General features: G+C 62.7%; 17 protein-coding genes and 1 tRNA gene. 6 read left to right on the forward strand and 12 right to left on the reverse strand.

Translation table 11 applies throughout. The features are described from left to right. Positions 1–68: 68 nt before the first annotated feature. The 3 genes from NA8_RS09105 to NA8_RS09115 all read left to right on the forward strand — a co-directional run bounded on the left by NA8_RS09105 (position 69) and on the right by NA8_RS09115 (position 1,667). The gene (locus NA8_RS09105) at positions 69–689 is read left to right on the forward strand and encodes a TetR/AcrR family transcriptional regulator (protein ID WP_063049941.1); all 621 of its coding nucleotides are present in this window, start codon (positions 69–71) and stop codon (positions 687–689) included. Beyond that, positions 686–1,489, forward strand: coding sequence for an SDR family oxidoreductase (locus NA8_RS09110; protein WP_063049942.1), 804 nt, complete (start codon positions 686–688; stop codon positions 1,487–1,489). Before NA8_RS09105 ends, NA8_RS09110 begins: the two co-directional genes overlap by 4 nt. Positions 1,490–1,593: 104 nt before the next feature. After that, positions 1,594–1,667: transfer RNA gene (locus tag NA8_RS09115), tRNA-Pro, on the forward strand. 43 nt (positions 1,668–1,710) lie between these two features. On the opposite strand, the gene NA8_RS09120 is transcribed toward NA8_RS09115, so the two are convergent. From NA8_RS09120 to NA8_RS09145, 6 genes are all read right to left on the reverse strand, one after another. Further along, positions 1,711–2,982: a site-specific integrase gene (locus NA8_RS09120; RefSeq protein WP_063049943.1), complete on the reverse strand. Its 1,272-nt coding sequence runs from the start codon at positions 2,980–2,982 to the stop codon at positions 1,711–1,713. Continuing rightward, positions 2,982–3,209, reverse strand: coding sequence for a helix-turn-helix domain-containing protein (locus tag NA8_RS09125; RefSeq protein WP_063049944.1), 228 nt, complete (start codon positions 3,207–3,209; stop codon positions 2,982–2,984). Before NA8_RS09125 ends, NA8_RS09120 begins: the two co-directional genes overlap by 1 nt. A 2-nt stretch (positions 3,210–3,211) precedes the next feature. Further along, the gene (locus NA8_RS09130; RefSeq protein ID WP_063049945.1) at positions 3,212–3,412 is read right to left on the reverse strand and encodes a helix-turn-helix transcriptional regulator; all 201 of its coding nucleotides are present in this window, start codon (positions 3,410–3,412) and stop codon (positions 3,212–3,214) included. Between the two features lie 425 nt (positions 3,413–3,837). After that, positions 3,838–4,548: a hypothetical protein gene (locus NA8_RS09135; RefSeq protein ID WP_063049946.1), complete on the reverse strand. Its 711-nt coding sequence runs from the start codon at positions 4,546–4,548 to the stop codon at positions 3,838–3,840. Next, positions 4,545–5,576 (reverse strand): hypothetical protein, encoded by a 1,032-nt coding sequence (locus tag NA8_RS09140; protein ID WP_063049947.1) that lies wholly within the window; start codon positions 5,574–5,576, stop codon positions 4,545–4,547. The genes NA8_RS09135 and NA8_RS09140 overlap by 4 nt, the downstream gene beginning before the upstream one ends. 208 nt (positions 5,577–5,784) lie before the next feature. Beyond that, entirely contained in the window at positions 5,785–6,543 is a 759-nt protein-coding gene (locus NA8_RS09145) for a helix-turn-helix domain-containing protein (protein ID WP_157106607.1), read from the reverse strand. Positions 6,544–6,757: 214 nt separating this feature from the next. Between NA8_RS09145 and NA8_RS09150 the strand changes: the two genes are divergently transcribed. The 3 genes from NA8_RS09150 to NA8_RS32560 all read left to right on the forward strand — a co-directional run bounded on the left by NA8_RS09150 (position 6,758) and on the right by NA8_RS32560 (position 10,190). After that, a complete protein-coding gene (locus NA8_RS09150; RefSeq protein WP_063049949.1) occupies positions 6,758–7,600 on the forward strand; it encodes a hypothetical protein in 843 nt (280 codons plus the stop codon). A 1-nt stretch (position 7,601) separates the two neighbouring features. Beyond that, on the forward strand, positions 7,602–8,432 hold the full coding sequence (locus NA8_RS09155; RefSeq protein ID WP_063049950.1) for a protein phosphatase 2C domain-containing protein: 831 nt from the start codon (positions 7,602–7,604) through the stop codon (positions 8,430–8,432). Between the two features lie 666 nt (positions 8,433–9,098). Further along, positions 9,099–10,190: a toll/interleukin-1 receptor domain-containing protein gene (locus tag NA8_RS32560; RefSeq protein WP_084466638.1), complete on the forward strand. Its 1,092-nt coding sequence runs from the start codon at positions 9,099–9,101 to the stop codon at positions 10,188–10,190. A 155-nt stretch (positions 10,191–10,345) separates the two neighbouring features. Here NA8_RS32560 and NA8_RS09160 read toward each other — a convergent pair whose 3' ends face one another. From NA8_RS09160 to NA8_RS33615, 6 genes are all read right to left on the reverse strand, one after another. Continuing rightward, positions 10,346–12,085, reverse strand: coding sequence for a recombinase family protein (locus NA8_RS09160; protein ID WP_084466639.1), 1,740 nt, complete (start codon positions 12,083–12,085; stop codon positions 10,346–10,348). Between the two features lie 344 nt (positions 12,086–12,429). Then, positions 12,430–12,789: a hypothetical protein gene (locus NA8_RS09165; RefSeq protein WP_063049951.1), complete on the reverse strand. Its 360-nt coding sequence runs from the start codon at positions 12,787–12,789 to the stop codon at positions 12,430–12,432. Positions 12,790–12,924: 135 nt separating this feature from the next. Beyond that, on the reverse strand, positions 12,925–13,503 hold the full coding sequence (locus tag NA8_RS09170; protein ID WP_063050058.1) for an MT-A70 family methyltransferase: 579 nt from the start codon (positions 13,501–13,503) through the stop codon (positions 12,925–12,927). An 11-nt stretch (positions 13,504–13,514) separates the two neighbouring features. Beyond that, positions 13,515–14,582 carry a replication-relaxation family protein gene (locus tag NA8_RS09175; protein WP_084466640.1) on the reverse strand — a complete coding sequence of 356 codons (1,068 nt, stop codon included), beginning with the start codon at positions 14,580–14,582 and terminating at the stop codon, positions 13,515–13,517. Next, positions 14,579–16,786, reverse strand: a complete 2,208-nt coding sequence (locus NA8_RS09180) for a type IV secretory system conjugative DNA transfer family protein (protein ID WP_063049953.1) — start codon at positions 16,784–16,786, stop codon at positions 14,579–14,581. Before NA8_RS09180 ends, NA8_RS09175 begins: the two co-directional genes overlap by 4 nt. Then, entirely contained in the window at positions 16,776–17,054 is a 279-nt protein-coding gene (locus tag NA8_RS33615; RefSeq protein WP_157106608.1) for a hypothetical protein, read from the reverse strand. The genes NA8_RS09180 and NA8_RS33615 overlap by 11 nt, the downstream gene beginning before the upstream one ends. Positions 17,055–17,179 lie beyond the last annotated feature (125 nt).

Consider the following 17,179-nt stretch of genomic DNA (forward strand, 5'->3'; position numbering starts at 1 on the left):
CCACCCCACTACTTTTCATCTGTCTAAAACAATTAGCCATATGTAAAATAAGGACTACTCTGGGGCAGGTGCCGACTCATCGCACCCCGGATCCCGCCCATCGCGTTCGCGACGCCGAACGCACCAAACGCTGCCTGCTCGAGGCAGCCTTGGACGAGTTCGCCGCGAAAGGTTATGCGGGGGCCCGGGTCGGCGACATCGCCGAGCGGGCCGGCGTCAACAAGCAGTTGATCACCTACTACTTCGGCGGGAAGGAAGGGTTGTACCGAGCGCTCCAGCAGAGCTGGCTGGAGCGCGAGGCCACCTTCAGCGATCCGGCGCTGCCGCTGGCGGAGGTGGTCACGAACTATCTGCGCGACGGGCTACGCGATCCGCGCGGCATCCGGCTGCTCATGTGGCAAGGATTATCCGATGCCGCGCCGTCGGGTGAGCAGCCGATCTCGGAGAGCGATCTCGCCGAGACCAGACGCCGTCAGGAGCGCGGTGAGATTGCCGCCGACCTCGACCCGGCCGCCTTCCAGCTCGCGGTGATGGGCATGGTCATCGCCCCTCTGCTGCTACCGGTCCAGGTGCGTGAGCTGTTCGGCATGGAAGCCCGGACCACGGAATTCGAGCGACGCTACGGCGAACAGTTGCGCCGCATCCTGACCCATCTCACCGATTCCCGTTCCGAAGGAGAGACCTTATGACCTACCTCGTCACCGGCGTTCGCGGCATCGTCGGCCGAGCTGTCGTCGATCAACTGCGCGCGGCCGGAAAACCGGTGCGGGCGGCCAGTTCTCGCCCCGCAGACACCACCGTGCCGGACGGTGTCGAACTCGTCGGGCTCGACCCGAGCGACCCAGGATCGGTCGCCACCGCCCTTGCGGGTATCGAGAAAGTCTTCTGCTACGCCGCCGCCGAGGGCATCGACAACTTCATCGACGCCGCGAAGACCGCCGGAGTCGCCCACATCGTGCTGCTGTCCTCCATCGCGGCGGCGAACGGGCACAATCCCATCGGTGCACGCCATCTCGCGGTGGAGAACCCGCTGCGCGCATCCGGCCTGCCGTTGACCGTCCTCCGGCCGGGCGCCTTCGCCGCCAACGCCCGCACCTGGTTTCCCACCATCAGAGCCGACCGCGTCGTCCGCGTCCCATTCCCGGGCCTGCAACTGACGCCGATCCACGAAGACGATATCGCCGCCGCAGCCGTCACCGCCCTCGACGACCCGTCCCACGCGGGCAAGATCTACCCGCTCACCGGCCCCGAATCCCTGTCGCATCGCCAGCAGGTCGCCGCCATCTCCGACGCCCTGGGCGAGCCGATCGAACTGATCGAGCTGAGTTACGAGGAAGCAGCCGACGTCTACTACCGCCCAGTCCTCGATATGTGGGCACACGCCGGAACGGAGCCGAGCCCGGTCGGCCCCACTTCGCAGTCGATCACCGGCACACCCGCCCGCACCTTCGCCCAGTGGGCGGTCCACCACGTGAACGACTACCGTTGAGAACACACCCGTCCTCCACTACCCCACGCCCCCTCTGACCAGGCGATTAGCACCGCTCCGGCCTCGTGCGGTAATCTCTTCGAGCGCCCGCACAGCGGGCGCAACGGGCTGTGGCGCAGTTTGGTAGCGCACTTGACTGGGGGTCAAGTGGTCGCAGGTTCAAATCCTGTCAGCCCGACAGAAGAAAACCCCTTCCGACCAGCATCGGAAGGGGTTTTCTGCTATCGGGCTATCCGGAGACTTGGGACCACTTTGGGACCAGAACCGCCCTGTAGGTGCTGTGACAGCTTGTTCCCATCCTCCTGGAGCGCTTCCAGGTCCGGGTGCAGGTATCGCTGGGTGATCCGTGGATCGGTGTGTCCGGCGATCCGCTGCAACCGGTGCAGTGGAACGCCCGCGTCGGCGAACCAAGTGAGCCCGGTGTGCCGCAAATCGTGCCGCCGGAGATGTTCGTAGCCCAGCTGCGCGACGACCTCATCCCAGTGCGTCGCCTTCCGCAGGACGCCGGTCGAGATCCGGCCGCCACGCGGCCCCACGAACAGCCGCGCGTTCATCAACGCTTCTCGCCGGTCGTCCTCGCTGGCGTCCCGCAGAGCACGGTCAGAGTTCACGCGAGCGCGAGCGGCGTTGATCCGGCGCAAGATCACCGGCTGTATCTCCGCGATGAGCGGAATCGTGCGCGCCCGTTTGCCTTTCGTGCCCTTGTCCAGCATTCCGCCAGGGCCCGGAGTGGTCTGGCGCCGCAACGTCCACACCCACTGATCACTGTCGATGTCGCGCACCCGGCACCCGGAGACCTCACCGATTCGGGTCGCCGTGCACGCGGCGAACACCACCGCGTCGCCCCATCCCTGATACCTCCCGGCCGACGCGCCGACCAGTGCCATAGCGAGCTGTTGTAGCGTCGCCCAGTCCGGCAGTGCCAACGCCCGGGGATTGTCGAGTTCGTCCTCGTGCCGAGCGAGCTGGTGTTGCCATCCCGTCACGTCGACGCGGTTACGGTCGATGACCTCATCTCGGACGGCCTGGTTCAAAACCCGCGCCAGTGCGGCGAGCGTGTTCTTAATGGTGGACTGGCCGCACCCGTCCGCGATCCAGACCGACACAGCCCGATCAGCGAGGCCCGTCGTCATCATCGTGACTGGCAGGTGCCCGAGCGTCGGCACGATCCGGAGCCGCCAGCCCGCGCGGTACGGATCGAGCGTCTTGGGCTCCACGCCGCGCATCGCGGTGTCCCAGTGCGTCTTTCCGTACTCCGCGAGCGTGGCCGTCGCGGTCTTCGGGTCGACACCGCGAGCGGTGGCCTGCTCGATACGTTCGATCCAAGCCTCCGCTTCCTCCCGTGTGCTGAAGGACTCCGACTTGGAGGCGCGCCGCTTCGTCGCCGGGTCGGTCCAACGGACACGCGCCCGGTGCGCGCCAGCCTTCCCACGGAACTCGATGTCACCGCGGATCGAGACCCCGAGCGGGATCACCTGTACTCGGCCGTCCATCACGCCGCCGCCGGATCGATGCGCTTGTTCTTCAGATAGGCCATCAGGTCGGCACCGCTGTAGCGGATGACCCGATCGGAGACCACAACGAACGGAGGGCCTTGCGGCGGGCGAGCGGTGCGCCAGCGACGCAGGCTCGATGCATCCACGCGAAGAAACACCGCCACCTCTTCGGTTGTGTACCAAGCCGACTCTTGAAGATCTCGAACCTGCTCGTCATCGTTCATGGCTACGCCGCTCCCCCGGTCTGCGTCTGAGCCTCCTGCTCGGCAATCCATGCCTCGATGACACTCTGCCGGTACACACGGCGGCGCCCGAGTTTGAAGCTGGCCGGGCCGACGCCTTTGTGTGCCCAGTAGCGCCAGGTTGCGGCAGGGATGCCGGTGAGCCCTTCGAGGTCGGCGGCCTGGAGATAGCGGTCGGTGGTCATGGCAATGTCTCCGTTTCGGTGTGGTGCTGTGGTTCGAGTGGTGGTGCGTTGCGTGAGGCTGGGTGGTGCGTCCGGTGCGTTGCTGTCACATCCGGTGCGCACGGTGTTGCATGGCGCACCAGCGGGTGTCGCCTGGTGCGCACCGCCGTCGCAACCGGTGCGTCGCGCGGTGCACACGGTGTCGCACCCGGTGCACACGTCGCTTGATGTGTCTCGGTTGGTCGGGTCGGCCGCGACTGCGGCTGGTTTCTGCTGGCCGGTGGTCACGCTCGTCCCTGCCGCATGGGTCTGTGACCTGGCCATCTCCGGAAATGGATTGGCGGTGTCGGCGGCCGTCGCCTGCTGTGCACCGCTGTGTCGCCTGCTGTCACGTCCGGTGCGCACCGTCTCGCGTGCTGTCACAGGGATGGTGCGTAGTGGTTCGGTCATGCGACACCCCACGGGGTGAGGACCGGGATATCCGGGTCGGTGAGGTCGTCGTAGTCGACGGCAGCGACGGTCAGTGCACCGCTGTCGAGGACGCCGTTGCGGGTGAGTTCGTCGATGGTGCGCAGCACGGTGTCCGGTTCGGCGTCTCCGGTGCACACGTACAGCAGCCCGTCACACAGGTCGGTGGCGGTGCGGATGGTGCGCACCAGCGTTTCGGCGAGTTTGCTCGGCGTGGTCGAGTTGCCGACGTCGACCTTGACCGCGACCGTTGCACCGCCGAGGATCAGCTGCCCGTCGTAGGGGAACGCACCACGGTATTCGGTGTCGTAGCGCAGTTCCCGTTCCGAGCGCCAGTCGTAGAACCCGGTCGCGCCCAACGCGATCCGGACTTTGGCGACGGCGCGGCCGCGGGCAGACCACAAACGGGAGGGCTGCCAGTCCGGCATCGGGTGGCCGAATACGCGGGCCACGGCCGCGCGGGTCGGCACGATCCATTTCGGGCCGGTGTGGACCTTCGTCAGTGGGTGCACCATTCCGCCGGCGCGCAACCGGGTGAGCATCTCGTAGACGTGGTTGCGGCCGGTGCCGAGGAACTCGGCCAGCACATCCGGTTGCATGGCGCGGTGCTGCACGAGTGCGTAGATGGTGCGGGACTCGCGGCCGGTCGCGTAGAAGTAGTCGCCGTCATGGCGGGCGTGGAGGGTCATGACAGGTCCTTGGAAGGAGTCGGGACGATGGCGCCGGGCGCGGTGGTCTTGGCGGTGCGCAGGGCTTTCCGGTGGGTGAGGAAGCGGTTCCATTCGCGGTCGAAGTCCCGCAAGACCAGGGGCATGTCCAGGTCGTCGAGCGCGGCCGGGAGCCGTTCGGCGGCGGCTGTGATGGTGTTCTCCACCTCGCGGCCCCGGAACAGGTACAGCACGCCGGTCATGGGGCCGGGTTGTGCGTCGCGGGCGGCCCAGATCGCCCCACGCAGGGCCTTGTCCATGTTGGCGGCGCTTTTGGCGCTCAACTCGACCTCGATCGCCCACCACCCGTAGGTGCCGTCCACCACGCCGAGGAACCGGCCGTCGTGGATGTGCCCGACCGTGGCAGTGCGGGAACGGGACTGGCGCCGCTCCATTTCGGCCTCATGCCGCAAGCGGCGTTCGGAGACCCAGTGGGTCAGGTCCGAGCCGTTGAGCATGACCCTGGCCTGAGCGACCGCGCGATAGTGCTCGCAATGGTTGTTTGTCGGCTTCCACACCGTGTACGGCCGCCAACCCAGATACGACGCCGCGGTCTCCCCGGTCGGCACCACCCACTTCGCCCCAGCCTGCACCTCCACCAGCGTCGACTGCACAAGACGGTCTCTGCGCATCTGTCCGACCAGGTTGTAGACCGTGGTACGCGGCAGGTCCAGGAACCAGCCCAGCACATCCATCTGCATGCCGTACATGTCCACCAACCCCGTCACCGCAACCGTCGAGCGGGCCGACAGTGACCTTCCAGACTGACCCGCAAACAGTCGCTGGACCGTCGTGCGTGGAAGCCCGATGCGTTCGGCAATTTCCCTGCTGGTGGATCCGGATTCGTGGAGGGTGGTCGCTTCGCCGAGCACTGTTTCGACCTTGCGGGCGGGGATGCGCAGCTGGCGTGTGATCTGCTGGTAGGTGGCTCCGAGGTCGCGTAGTTCCCGGATGCGTTGGTCACGGTCGGTCGGTTGCCCGCCTGCGGGATCCCTTCTGTTGTGGTTCATGTCAGGTGACCCCCTTTCTGCTGGGAGAGACGTGGAAAACGTTGCAATGCAACGGAACCGGAGCCACGCAGGTATAAAGACCGCATATCTGGACGCCGTCGGACGTCCTGAGTCCTGCCGCTGGCGAGTTTCGTAACGAGTGGCGGCAGAACCGGTCTCGCTGTAACGAAACTGCGAGACCGGCGCTGCGGCTCCGTAGATGGAGCCGTCATCGGCTGCGCCAGGACGCACGCAGGCGGTCGTACTCCTCCATGGTTCGGTACTGAGGGCGGTAGTTCGGCACCTCGACCGGCTTGGGCCGCTGCGCTTGCTCAGCGTGCAGCCGCGGGTGGATGTCGTGTTCCTTCAGCGGGGCGGTGGTGTCGACCCAGCTCATCAACGCACGCATCCGCGCGTTCGTCTGAATCGTTGTGCCGTCAGCCGGGGCCGCTGGCGTGGCTGGTTGCTGCTGCTCGGCCGAGGAGGTCTGCGAGTGCTCCTGGGCCAGCAGTTCGGCGCGTGGTGGGGGCGGGCCCGGCCACAGCTCCTTCTTCGGAACACCCAGCGCCGCGGCGATCGCGTGCTGATGCTTCGGGTAGGGCACCCGGCCCTTGGTGATCCACCGCTCGACGGACTTCGGGGTGACTTCGACCTGCTCAGCCAACTGCTCGTAGGTCATCCCGGCATCGAAGATCGCATCGCGCAACCGTTCGTTGGTCACCGGTTCCGCTGACTGCTCGGGTCTCGGCGACTCGCTGCGGGTCCGCGCCGGTGCTGGCCACAGATCCTTCTCCGGCACCCGCAGCGCGGCAGCTGCCGCCCGCTGATGCGCGGGGTAGGGCCGCCAGTTCTTGGCGATCCACCGATAGACGGTCTTCGGCTCGACTCCGATCTTGCGGGCGAACTCGATCGGCGACAGCCCGGCATCGAAGATCGCTTCCCGCAAGCGCTCGTTCGGTGAAGGGTGTCCGCGACTTACACTGGACATGCTTCAAGGACTCCAATCTGATTGAGGCACCGAGCCGAGCGGGGGCCAACCCGCGAGGCTCCGAGTTCCCGGCGACTGCAATCGCCGGGGCTCTTCGGCCGTTTGATTTACACCCCCTAAACCACGTTGGCCAAGTTGGTCGGCTCGGTTTAGCAGGGGTAAACCGAGGGTAGGTCAGCCACCGCCCCGAGTCAAGAGGGCCTAAACTCAGCCTATGGCCGAAGGTGACGAGTTCGACGCCGTGCGGAGCGACCCCAACCCGCTTCGGCGGGGACGGCGCGCGACTGAGTTGATGACCATCTATCAACAGCGCGCCGTCGAGCTCGCTCGGCTACGACGCGTCGCGATCGACGAGGCGCACCGAGAACTCGGTCTCAACTACACAGACATTGCCGCGGAGCTCGGCATCACCAAAGGTCGAGTGACGCAGATCAGGAACACCGCGCCGCCCGCGGAAAGAGCGTTCTTTGGCGTAGGGCCGGTCTCAGTCGGCATCCCTCGCCGGTACGGCATGGAGGACGGGCGCGAGCGACCGTTCTTCGACGCGACCGACTTGACGACGCAGGCAACGGTTGAATCTGCGCTCGGGCGGCTTTCGCTCAGTTCAACGCGGTTCGCCATCGAGCCGACGCAGCTGGACCTTCCGGACGGTGACGTCGTCGTCATTTGTGGTCCGAAGTCGGCGCCGGTCGCTCGCGCACTGCTCGATGAAGATCCATTCTTTGACTTCGCCCAAGATGAGGACCAGCGGTGGTGGATCAGAGATGAAAGCACCAAAGGAGGCGCCCGGTACGACTCCCCATATCGTCGTGCAAAGCCCGTTCGTTCCGACGTCGGGTACTTCGCTCGGCACGTCCACGCATCAAGGGTCGCGGTCCACGTCGCGGGAATCACAAGCGTCGGTTCCCTGGGGGTGGCCCATTGGCTGGACGAGCATCTACCAGACTTGTTCAGGGGAAACGAGGACAAGTCAGTCAGCGGCGTTGTGCAGTGCGAGTTCACCGACGATTTCACGGTGGAGGCAAGTCGCCTGATCGCGGGCCCTTACCCTTGGTGACATGGAGACCAGGTTCGAGCTGAGATCGGCGCAGCTGCCGGGGCCTTCAAACGAAGATCGCATCTACGTGAGTGCTAACGCCATCGTTGTGTTGGACGGCGCCACTTCCCATCGACCGAGCGAGGGACCGACGGGTGGACAGTACGCCGAGTGCCTTGGCGCGGCGCTAATTGACATCCTCACGGCCGAACCGCACGCGACGGCACTGGATGCCGCACTGGAGGAAGCTATAAGGCGGACAGTGGAGACACTTCGCCTTCCCGCAATGGCGAAAGTGTCTCCGTCTTGCACAGTCGCTATCGCTCGGCACCGATACGACGACGATGTGGTTGATTTATTGCTGCTTGGGGACTCAACCGTTGTCGTCGGCCGCTCGGATGGGACCGAGCAGGTTATCACGGACGACAGGATGAGGCAGCTGGATCTGCCGGAATCCCATGAGTACAAATCGCGCCTAAGGCGGGGCTCCGGGTACGACGACACACACCGGGCGATCCTCGGTGCCCTGCAGCAAGCCGAGCAACTGCAACGAAACGAGCCCGACGGATACTGGATCGCCTCAACCGATCCGCTCGCGGCTCATCACGCGGTTACCTTCACGTGCGATGCCCAGGCGTTGCGGTGGGTGATTCTTGCGACAGATGGGGCCGTGGACGGGCTTGAATCAGTTGGCCTCGGCTGGCAGCAGGTTGCAACTGCAGCTGGCGACTCCGCACTGTTGAACCTACTTCGGCAGGCCGCCGAATGGGAGTCGAGAGTAGACCCACACGGACTGCTGCGCCCCCGGTCGAAGCGGCACGATGACAAAACCGTTGCAGTCGTTCGCTTCTGAAATCTGCCGGTCCATCTCGGAGTTGACCCGGGAGTGGCTCGGGATCGGCCCGGAATTGGCCCGGGACGCACTGATCCCGTCCAATCCCATTTGGCTCGTCTCGATCTCGCGTTGACCTGCACCTTCGGCGCAGGGCTCTCCCCTCACCCGACCCCGATTCTCTAGGGCTTCGCTGTTCCTAGAGAATCGGGGTCGGGTGAGGGGAGAGCCAGTAAGGTCAAGTAAGCGTGAAGTGGTGGGTAGGACACCGCAAGAAGGGGGACCACAAAGTGGGGGTCGAGGGAGTGGTTACGTCGAGTGCGGACGTTACGTTTGAAGAGCCGCCATCCACGGTGGCGCGTTCAGCACCCTGGGCGGTCTGTGATGTAGCTGTCAGTTAACCAGGAGAAGCTAGGCAGCGTAGGGATGATCGCAGCAGGTGAATTCGACGTTGACCAGTTGGTGGCTATGCATCAAAAAACGCGCGTGGCGGACAGCGCTCCGACCTTGCTGTCCGACGTCTGCGCCCACGCCCCCATCTCTGCACCCCTCTTGAAGAAGCAAGCTTGGGACTGACTGATGACCCATCTACGAAATCGACGATCGGACGCACGCAACCTAAGTAACGGGAGAGACCATCTGCCGATAGGCAGGGCGAGAGAGCTTGGGTACTAGCTAAGGAGAGCTTTGTCGAGGAGATATAGGCCAAAAACTTCTCCTGAGGTTCTCGACCTCTACGATGCCGGAGTACGTGATTTCCGTTACTTTTCCATAGATGACGCCAACTTTTCTGGAGCAGATCTCACAGGGGCGAGATTTTTTGGCTGCAAGCTTCGTGGAGCCAATTTTTTTGGTGCCCGACTAACTCACACGCAATTCAAAGGCGCTAACCTAGAGGCCGCATGTTTCGCGAAATCTTCAATGAATGCGACCGATTTGATTGGTGCATCTTTTCGTGATGCCGACATGGCGGGATGCGACCTAACAGGGGCGTCGCTTAATAGGGCAGACTGCACCCACGCGGACATGAAGCAGGTGAATTTAGGTAATGCGACCCTAACGGAAGCCAAATTTGAGCATGCTCAGCTGACTGGGGCGTTGCTTAGTGCTACGAATTTAGCCCAACTCGACTTAGGTCCATTTTGTAATGCAGAGTCACTCAGGCACTCATCCCCTTCCAATATTGACTCGCGTGCAGTCGTTAAATCTTATCGACATATGAATTTAAAAAGATTCATGCTTGAATGTGGAGTCCCACCCATTTTTGCTGAATATATGATCGACTGCGCTCGTGCGCTGAGCGAACCATTCTTAAGGAGTCTGATGCAAAGTACATTCATCAGCTACGGCGGACCCGATGAAGCTTTCGCCACGAAGCTCTATGAATCCCTCAAAGCACACGGTTCGATTGTATTCTTCTTTCCGACGTCGGCCACCCTCGGCGAAAGGATAGACAATGAGATCTATCGTCGCTTAAAAGAGCATGATCGAGTTATTCTGATCTGCTCCCAGGCGTCCCTGGATCGGCCCGGTGTTCTCCATGAAATACAAGAAACATTTGACAGGGAGTCCCGCGACGGCGGCGCCACGTACTTGCTGCCGATTATGCTGGACGATTACGTTCTGAATGATTGGAAAAAAGTTCATCCATCACTTGCCGAGAGGATCGGTCGGCGCGTAGTCGGGGATTTCCGCGGAGCCGACAAAAGCCGGACCAAGTTCGATGCGGCTCTTGGAAGGCTGATCGACGCTCTTAAGACCGCTCGGCCTGCCATCTAGCAACGCGGAACACTGTAGGTAGTCCGAGCTGTACTTGGGACCAACTTGGGACCACACGCTATGAACGCCCCTGCACAGCCAGTGCATCGGAAGTCTTTACGCCGTGCGCGTACCGTGCGTGACGTGCTCTAACAGGAGCCGGGGACAGCTGGGGGTCAAGTGGTCGCAGGTTCAAATCCTGTCAGCCCGACCAGAGTGGCCTTACTCAAACCGGTGACCGGCCGAACGCCGGTCACCGGGGGTAAGCCCACTTCGGTAGAACGTGAGAGAGCCTCCGCTGAGCGGGGGTTCTTTTCGTTTGGCGGGGTGATGTCGTGGTGAAGCTGGGTGGCTTCGTGAAGTCCGGCAGCAACTGGAGTTTTCTCATCGTCGGCCACTTCCAGATCATCAAGATAGAAGCGCTGGTAGAAGGCTTGGTTAAGGTGACGGCGGACAGTGTTCGCGGCGGTGGCGTAGAGCTTCCGGGGATCTTCCATGAGGTGAAGGGCGTCGCGTAGGACGTTGGCCCCGATGGATAGCTCCTCACCGGTGTTGACCAGTCCAGCTTCCACGCGGGCACGATCCTGCTTCAGACGATTCAGCTTGGTCCGGATCTTGGCCTGGGGCATGCCGCCGTCCGCAGCGAGGTCGATCAGGCGGTTTTCCTTCTCGTCGATCGCTTTGAGTTGCCTGGTCAGTGCAGCGTGGTGTTCGCGGGTGCTTGCCTGCTGGTCGGCCAGGACTTCTTCGAGTAGGCGGCGAACGTCGCTGACGAAGGTGGAGGGCAGTTGCAGGGTCTGGTAGTGGTCGATGATCGCGTGCTCGACCAGTTCGGTGCGGAGATGCGGTAGATCGCAGAGTCCTTCTTGTCTGGCGCGGCAGAAGAAGTACGTGTAGCGCTGGCCGCTGCGGCCTCTGACTTGGCTGAAGATGAGCCGCGATGTTCGTCGTTGCCGGTGGCAACGGTCGCAGAACAAGCCGCCCTTGAGGTAGTGGTTGTGGATGCGGTCACGCTGTCCCCTGGCGCTGCGGGCGTTCAAGACATCTTGGACGGTGTCGAACAGCTTCTGGCTGACGATCGGTTCGTGGCGTCCTGGGTAGAGTTCGCCTTTGTAGACGACGAATCCGGCGTAGTAGGGATCGCTGAGCATCAGGTGCAGCTTTGAGGACGATACCGGCGTACCGGCGGGCCATCGTTTGGTGGGGCGAGTCGTGAGACCAAGGTCGGCCATCGTGGCTTCCAGCCGTTCGATGGTGTATTCGCCAGTGGCGTAAAGTTCCCATGCTTTCAGGATGAGCGGCGCTCGTTCCGGGTCGAGGGCGATCGTGTTGATCTGCCTTCCCTCGAATTCGGCTCGCACGTTGAGATAGCCGATCTTCGCTAGTCCGATAGTGCCGCCGTTCATCGCTTTGTGCTGCATTTTGGTTTGGACGTCGAGACCCTGCAAGGTATTTTGCAGGTCATTCATGATGTCGAGCATGCCCTCCATAGCAACAGCATGCGGCCCTTCGCCGAAGTCTTCTTTAACCGAGACGATGCGCACCCCAATCTTCTTGAGCTGCACCTCCACGATGGCCGCATCGAACCGATTTCGGAACGCCCGTGAACGCATGTACACGATCAGGTACTTGATCTCGGGATGGCTGTGCAGGTAGGCGAGCGCTTCACGGAAGACCTTCCGATCATCGACGTTCTTCGCCGAGTGGGGTTCTACGAGCTCCCTAATCACCTGCGCGCCAAGGCTGCCCGCTTTGCGGAGCCCGAGCTCGCGCTGGGTGGCAATCGAGTTGCCATCAGGGTCGATATCCACAGCAGTATCCATCTGCCCCTTGGTAGAGACACGCAGGTACAGCACGGCGAGTTCGGCATCGGCTCCGGAAATTTTTATGGTATCTGATAATATTTTTCTGCCCATTCTCTCCCCTTCCTTAATTCATGTTGACCGCAAGTGGTCCTTGAATATACGAGAGCCTTCATATACGTCGAATCAGGTTTTTCCATTCGCCGCATTTGTCCAGATGTTAGCTCCATAGCTTTTTAGAATCAATTGATTACGAAAATTTAACAACATGTATTCGTGCGAGTGACATGCATTTATCGCAAATATTCTGCATGTTGGATAATCTCGGTGGGCTCGAAGGCCGACAGGTGGCCGGTTGATGGTGATCGCCCGGCCGACCTGTCGAACCTCCGATTTCCCAGCGCGACTGAACCGGTTAGCTCATGGCGTGCCCATCAAGGGCGACGCACACGAGTGGTTCAGCCGTCCGACGGATCAGCGCTCCGCTTGCTTCGCCGTGACGGCGTGGCCGGCGGTTGCTGGCTGCCTTGGTCGGTCGGTTCGGCGGCGGGTGCCGCCGAGGACCGACCACGCAAGCGTTCGATCGCCTGGCGTCGGATTGCCGCCTCGCGCTCGATATCTGCAATAGCTTGTTCGGCGCGCTCCGCGAGATCGGCTTCTTCCCGTGCTCGTTCGATGTGATCAAGCACCGCTTGCAGATGTTCGTCCGCGAGCGTTTTGCCGCGAAGTTGAGCGATCAGGCTCAGCTCCGCATGGATGTCCGGGTCTACCCGGATCGCCATGGTCTTGCGGGTGGAGTCATTGTCCGGCATGGACATGCAGCTACCTCCTCGGTTGGTGCGACTGGTGAGCGCTGTCTGCGTTCACAGGACAGCCGCAGCCCACCGACGAGAAAAGACTCCTCCAAGCGGGAGGCTATGGCGGCGCCGCGCGGATGGTATGCAGGCAACCGTTCACGCGGCCCCTCCTCGCCGAAACTTCCGATCCGAGGGCACGGGGTATCCAGGAATTATTATGTCCGAGTCGATTTCGTTACCCCACGCATGCCAGCCCGGCCACGGGCGACGAGCGAACAGTTCAAGGTATGGGCCACTGGAGATCCGTTCGATCACCGCGTACATTTCTTCGGGCTTCCTCGAATGCTCCTGTTGGACAGCGAACATCCACGTCGGTTGCCCTCGAAAGTTCACCTTGACCCGCCCGCGGGTGCCGTACAGCAGGTGTTCGGTCATGTTGCGCAGGTATTGACCCAGTCCCAACCGGGGCTTGATCCAGGTGAGTGGTGCGCGTGGTGTGAAGCCCCAGTGTTCGATGAGATCGTAACCGTAACGAAGCGTCGAGTTGGTGACCCAGAGCCATATGCTGGCCTCATCTTCGGCAAGGTCGGCGATCGGCATCGCTTTGATGCGCTCCAGGCTCATCAGGGGGTAGTGCTGTTCAGCTCCCCAATCGCCGCGCTGATTCGTCGGCCATGGCGGGTCCAGGAGCAGCGTTTTGAACCGCTGCGGTGTGATCTTCTCGGTCTGGGTCATGTGCTCGTGGTTCACAGGTCGCCCCCTTTCTGAATGAGTTCGATGAGTTGGTCTGGCGAGATGATGCGGAACAATTCGGCGGGCAGACGGCTGTCCCGTTCGATTCGGTCGCGTAGTTCGTTTCGCCGCTGTTCGGCCGTGAGGGCGCGGGCTGCGGTCATGCACCAGACGATCAGAGGAAAAGAACCGCCGCTCTGTTCTTGCTCGACGCCGGTGCTGCGGTAGTTCTCGTATTCCCGAGATTTCTTGACCAGCGTCGGGATGCTCTCGCTGCCCATGTCGCGCTCCAGGAACCAGGTACTCACCAACTCGCCGCCCACCGATCCGGCGGTTTCCAAGTACAGGTCCGGCCGCAGTGTCAGCAGAGCGCCACCGAGCCCCTGGTACGTGCGCCACGCCGCCGTTTCCACATCCGCCCGAAGCACTTCCAACGTGCCGTGGAGTTGGGCCGTCAGCAGCGTGATGCGGCTTTCGGCCACGGCCAGTGTGTGATTGAGAAAGGTTCGGCTCGGTGTGGTGTAGCGCCGCCGCGCGGTCCGGCCGGATTCGGTTCGCAGCAACTTGTCGCCAATGACGTCGACGTAGTGCACCAGGCCACTCGATCCGGCCCGCAGTCCGCCGATGCGCCGTTCGAGGGTGCCGAGTACTCGCCACTGTCGTAGCCGGGCCAGTGCCCGCTGGGTGATGCGTAGTCCAGAACTCGGGCTGAGTTCGTAGAAGTGCAGATCGTGCAATTGCCGGACGGTCAGGAAGCGGTACTCGTCTACAGAACGCAGAACCGCCCAGTCCCGCTCGCTCAGTGCCGCGCCGATCGCCGCCGCATCGCGACGGATACGAATCGGCCTGCCGGGGCCGTGGGGACGAGGGGATGATGAAGAAAAACCAGCATCAGTCGTTGCACGAACGCGGACCGATTCGCCACCCACCGGCGAGGATGCACGGCTGGAAGACAACGCGAAGTGATCACCGACGTGGTGAGCGAGATGATCACGACGCAGCAGCGGGCAGACGGCGGCCGGGTCCATCCCGCACCCAGAAACAGCCGGGCAGGTTCCGCTGGATTGGCAGGATGCGGTCATGATCGCCTCCGCCTCTGATGCGTCCGATTGCCCCGGCCATCCGCGCCCAGGTCATCTAGTAGCCGCGAAAATCCGGCTTCGATCTCTTCGATCGGTCGGCCGTAGCGTTCACGGCTGAGGCGGCGGATCTCCTCGGCACTTCCCGTTTCCGGCGGTGGAGCCTGCGTTACACCGGAAACCCACGGTTGCATGGTGTTCTGGCGGACAAGTCGGGCATAGATGTGGTGCGCGGGCAGGGCCGTGAAATCCTCCGGTGTGACGACGGATTGCCCGGCTGCCGCTGCCTTCGCATCCTCGGCATTCAGCGCGAAGGCGACACGGTTTCTCGCGTTGTTTCGGAAGGCATTCAGCATCTGCGCTGGCAGCTGTTTTTCATACTGGTGCGCCAAGTGGAACCCGGCCCGCAGGCTGCGGGACAAAGCTAACGCTTCATCGAGATCCGTTGGCAGATTTAGGAATTCCTGCACCTCGTCGATGTAGATCATCACCGGGGTCCGCAGTCCTTCGGGCAGGCTGACGCGCTCCAAGATCGCCTGCCAGAGGTCGTAGAGCACGACGGCCGCGAGCAGTTGCGCCGCTGGTCCGATAACGCCCTTTTGGAGCGGTACCAGCAGGATTTTCCTTTCGTTCAGCACTTGGCGGACGTTGAAACGGGGTCGCTGCTGCGCCAGTACCGCCCGCAAATGCCGATCCAGTAAGGGGCGAATCTTGTTGCTCAGTGGGGCAACCACATTGGCCGCAGCTTCGGGAGTCATGCCTTCGTACCACTGCCAAAACGGTCCGCTGGCAAACGGATCTTCGCGCACTGCGGCCTGCACCAGTGGACGCCGGAAACTGGGTGTGGTCAGGATCAAGGGCAGCATGATCAGGCTGGCGTCCGGCCGACGCACCAACACTTTCAAAGCGTTTCGCAGAATGTCGGCACTACGTGGACCGAGCGATTCGCCGTAAAGAGAATGGAAGGTGCCGAACATGCTGTCCGCGATGACATCCGGCGACAGGTGCTCCCGGCCGCTGCCGGGTGAACGATCCAGCGGATTCAATCCGACCGGCGCGTCACTGAGTGGGTCAACGATCACCACGTCATCCCGTCGTGATTCCGGAATCCGTGCCAGCAGATCGTTGATGAGATCTTTCGGCTCGATCACCACGACCGGTAGCCCGGCGAGTAGGTCTGACAAGATCAAATTGAGGAGCAGCACCGACTTGCCGGTGCCGGTGGGACCAGTCACCCAGGTGTGACGAAGGGCGTCAACCGTGTTGTAGCCGATCGTGCCGGTCGAGCCAGGCGCGTTGGCCAAGGCGATAATCCGCTCCCCGCTCTGCACTGCCGCGGTCGGTCGAATCGGGCGGGGATGCGACGACGACACACCCGGTAGCGAGACATCGTCCTTTTCCCGGATCGGCCAGGCCACCAGCAGCGTGATTTCCGGGACGCTCAGATGCGGGGCGGGGACGAACGATGACCAGAAGGATGTTCGCGGACGGTTCAAGCGGTCGGCCGAGTCGGTTTGGAGACGCAGCTGCACCCCGGAGGAGTTGACCGTTGCCAGGGCTGATGCGAGGTTCAGCAGCAGGGATTTTCGACGGCCGGCCGCAGGCGCCGACACCCCGATCCGTACCGTCGCGGAGAAACCGTGCTGCCCCAGCTTGCGTGTTGCCGCCTGGGTCGCGCCTGGACGGTCATCTGACTGGATGCCGATGAGCACCTTCGATAGCACGCTTTGGCTAGTGTCGTGGCGTTCCGTCGATGGCAGCGAAGGCTGGCGGCCGTGCCCCAACACGAGCTGGATAACCAGCTCCTCACCCACGGCCACCGCCGTGAGGGCGGACAGAATTGAACGTTCGGCAGCAAGCCGGTCGGCTGCTTCCAGTGGCCAGTCCGTGGCGGATAGCCCCAATCTCCGCGAGGCCCGAACCGGTAGACGGCCCTCCTGCGGTGCGCCGGTCACCATGCTGCCAGGTACCAACTGCTCGATGCTGTGGCGCAGCGTCTCGGCGTAGCGGCGCTGGGTGCCGATCAGGTAGCGGATGCCCTTCTGATCGGCGCGGGCTTCGACGATCACTTTCGGGCGATGGTGCTGGGCGGCCCAATGCCGCAGTAGTCCCGCAACCGAAGCCTCGCTCAGCGGACTCGGCCAGAACACGTACTGCCACACCACAGTCGTCGGTGTCATTGGTAGAGGAAGCTGCTCATTCGTCATCGGCAATCTCCTGCTGAGTTGCCGGGGCGGAAGAGGTGGTGTCGGGTTCAGTGGGTGATGCCTCCGTCGTGCCGGTCGGCTCGATGGCTTCATCAGCCGACGCATCCGCCAGCGCCGCTGCAATCGCGGCTCGCCCCAGCAGGCGAAGGTCCGGTGTCGTCTTTCGGACACTGCGCACCGTGATGCGGCGCTCCCGGCCTGTCGGCCGATTCGGCCGGTTACGTCCCTTTTCCGGCCGCCGGTAGTTGAATTTGTTGTTCTTCGACATACTTCACCCCTTCTACAAATTACCTTTGATTATTTGCAGCCATGACGAGCAATGGCGCGGATCGCGCCCACCCTGCCTGTCACTGCTGCTCTATTCCACTATGTGGATGAGAAATTAACTGACAA

This window comes from Nocardia arthritidis NBRC 100137 (assembly GCF_001612765.1).
Lineage (GTDB): Bacteria > Actinomycetota > Actinomycetes > Mycobacteriales > Mycobacteriaceae > Nocardia > Nocardia arthritidis.

Bases quoted from the DNA above. Each gene is read 5' to 3' on its own strand.
- NA8_RS09155 (WP_063049950.1), top strand. From the start codon at position 7,602: ATGGAGACCAGGTTCGAGCTGAGATCGGCGCAGCTGCCGGGGCCTTCA.
- NA8_RS09170 (WP_063050058.1), bottom strand. From the start codon at position 13,503: ATGACCCAGACCGAGAAGATCACACCGCAGCGGTTCAAAACGCTGCTC.
- NA8_RS09135 (WP_063049946.1), bottom strand. From the start codon at position 4,548: ATGACCCTCCACGCCCGCCATGACGGCGACTACTTCTACGCGACCGGC.
- NA8_RS09145 (WP_157106607.1), bottom strand. From the start codon at position 6,543: ATGTCCAGTGTAAGTCGCGGACACCCTTCACCGAACGAGCGCTTGCGG.
- NA8_RS09110 (WP_063049942.1), top strand. From the start codon at position 686: ATGACCTACCTCGTCACCGGCGTTCGCGGCATCGTCGGCCGAGCTGTC.
- NA8_RS09130 (WP_063049945.1), bottom strand. From the start codon at position 3,412: ATGACCACCGACCGCTATCTCCAGGCCGCCGACCTCGAAGGGCTCACC.
- NA8_RS09120 (WP_063049943.1), bottom strand. From the start codon at position 2,982: ATGGACGGCCGAGTACAGGTGATCCCGCTCGGGGTCTCGATCCGCGGT.
- NA8_RS09150 (WP_063049949.1), top strand. From the start codon at position 6,758: ATGGCCGAAGGTGACGAGTTCGACGCCGTGCGGAGCGACCCCAACCCG.
- NA8_RS09125 (WP_063049944.1), bottom strand. From the start codon at position 3,209: ATGAACGATGACGAGCAGGTTCGAGATCTTCAAGAGTCGGCTTGGTAC.
- NA8_RS09175 (WP_084466640.1), bottom strand. From the start codon at position 14,582: ATGACCGCATCCTGCCAATCCAGCGGAACCTGCCCGGCTGTTTCTGGG.
- NA8_RS09140 (WP_063049947.1), bottom strand. From the start codon at position 5,576: ATGAACCACAACAGAAGGGATCCCGCAGGCGGGCAACCGACCGACCGT.
- NA8_RS09180 (WP_063049953.1), bottom strand. From the start codon at position 16,786: ATGACGAATGAGCAGCTTCCTCTACCAATGACACCGACGACTGTGGTG.
- NA8_RS09160 (WP_084466639.1), bottom strand. From the start codon at position 12,085: ATGGGCAGAAAAATATTATCAGATACCATAAAAATTTCCGGAGCCGAT.
- NA8_RS33615 (WP_157106608.1), bottom strand. From the start codon at position 17,054: ATGTCGAAGAACAACAAATTCAACTACCGGCGGCCGGAAAAGGGACGT.
- NA8_RS09165 (WP_063049951.1), bottom strand. From the start codon at position 12,789: ATGTCCATGCCGGACAATGACTCCACCCGCAAGACCATGGCGATCCGG.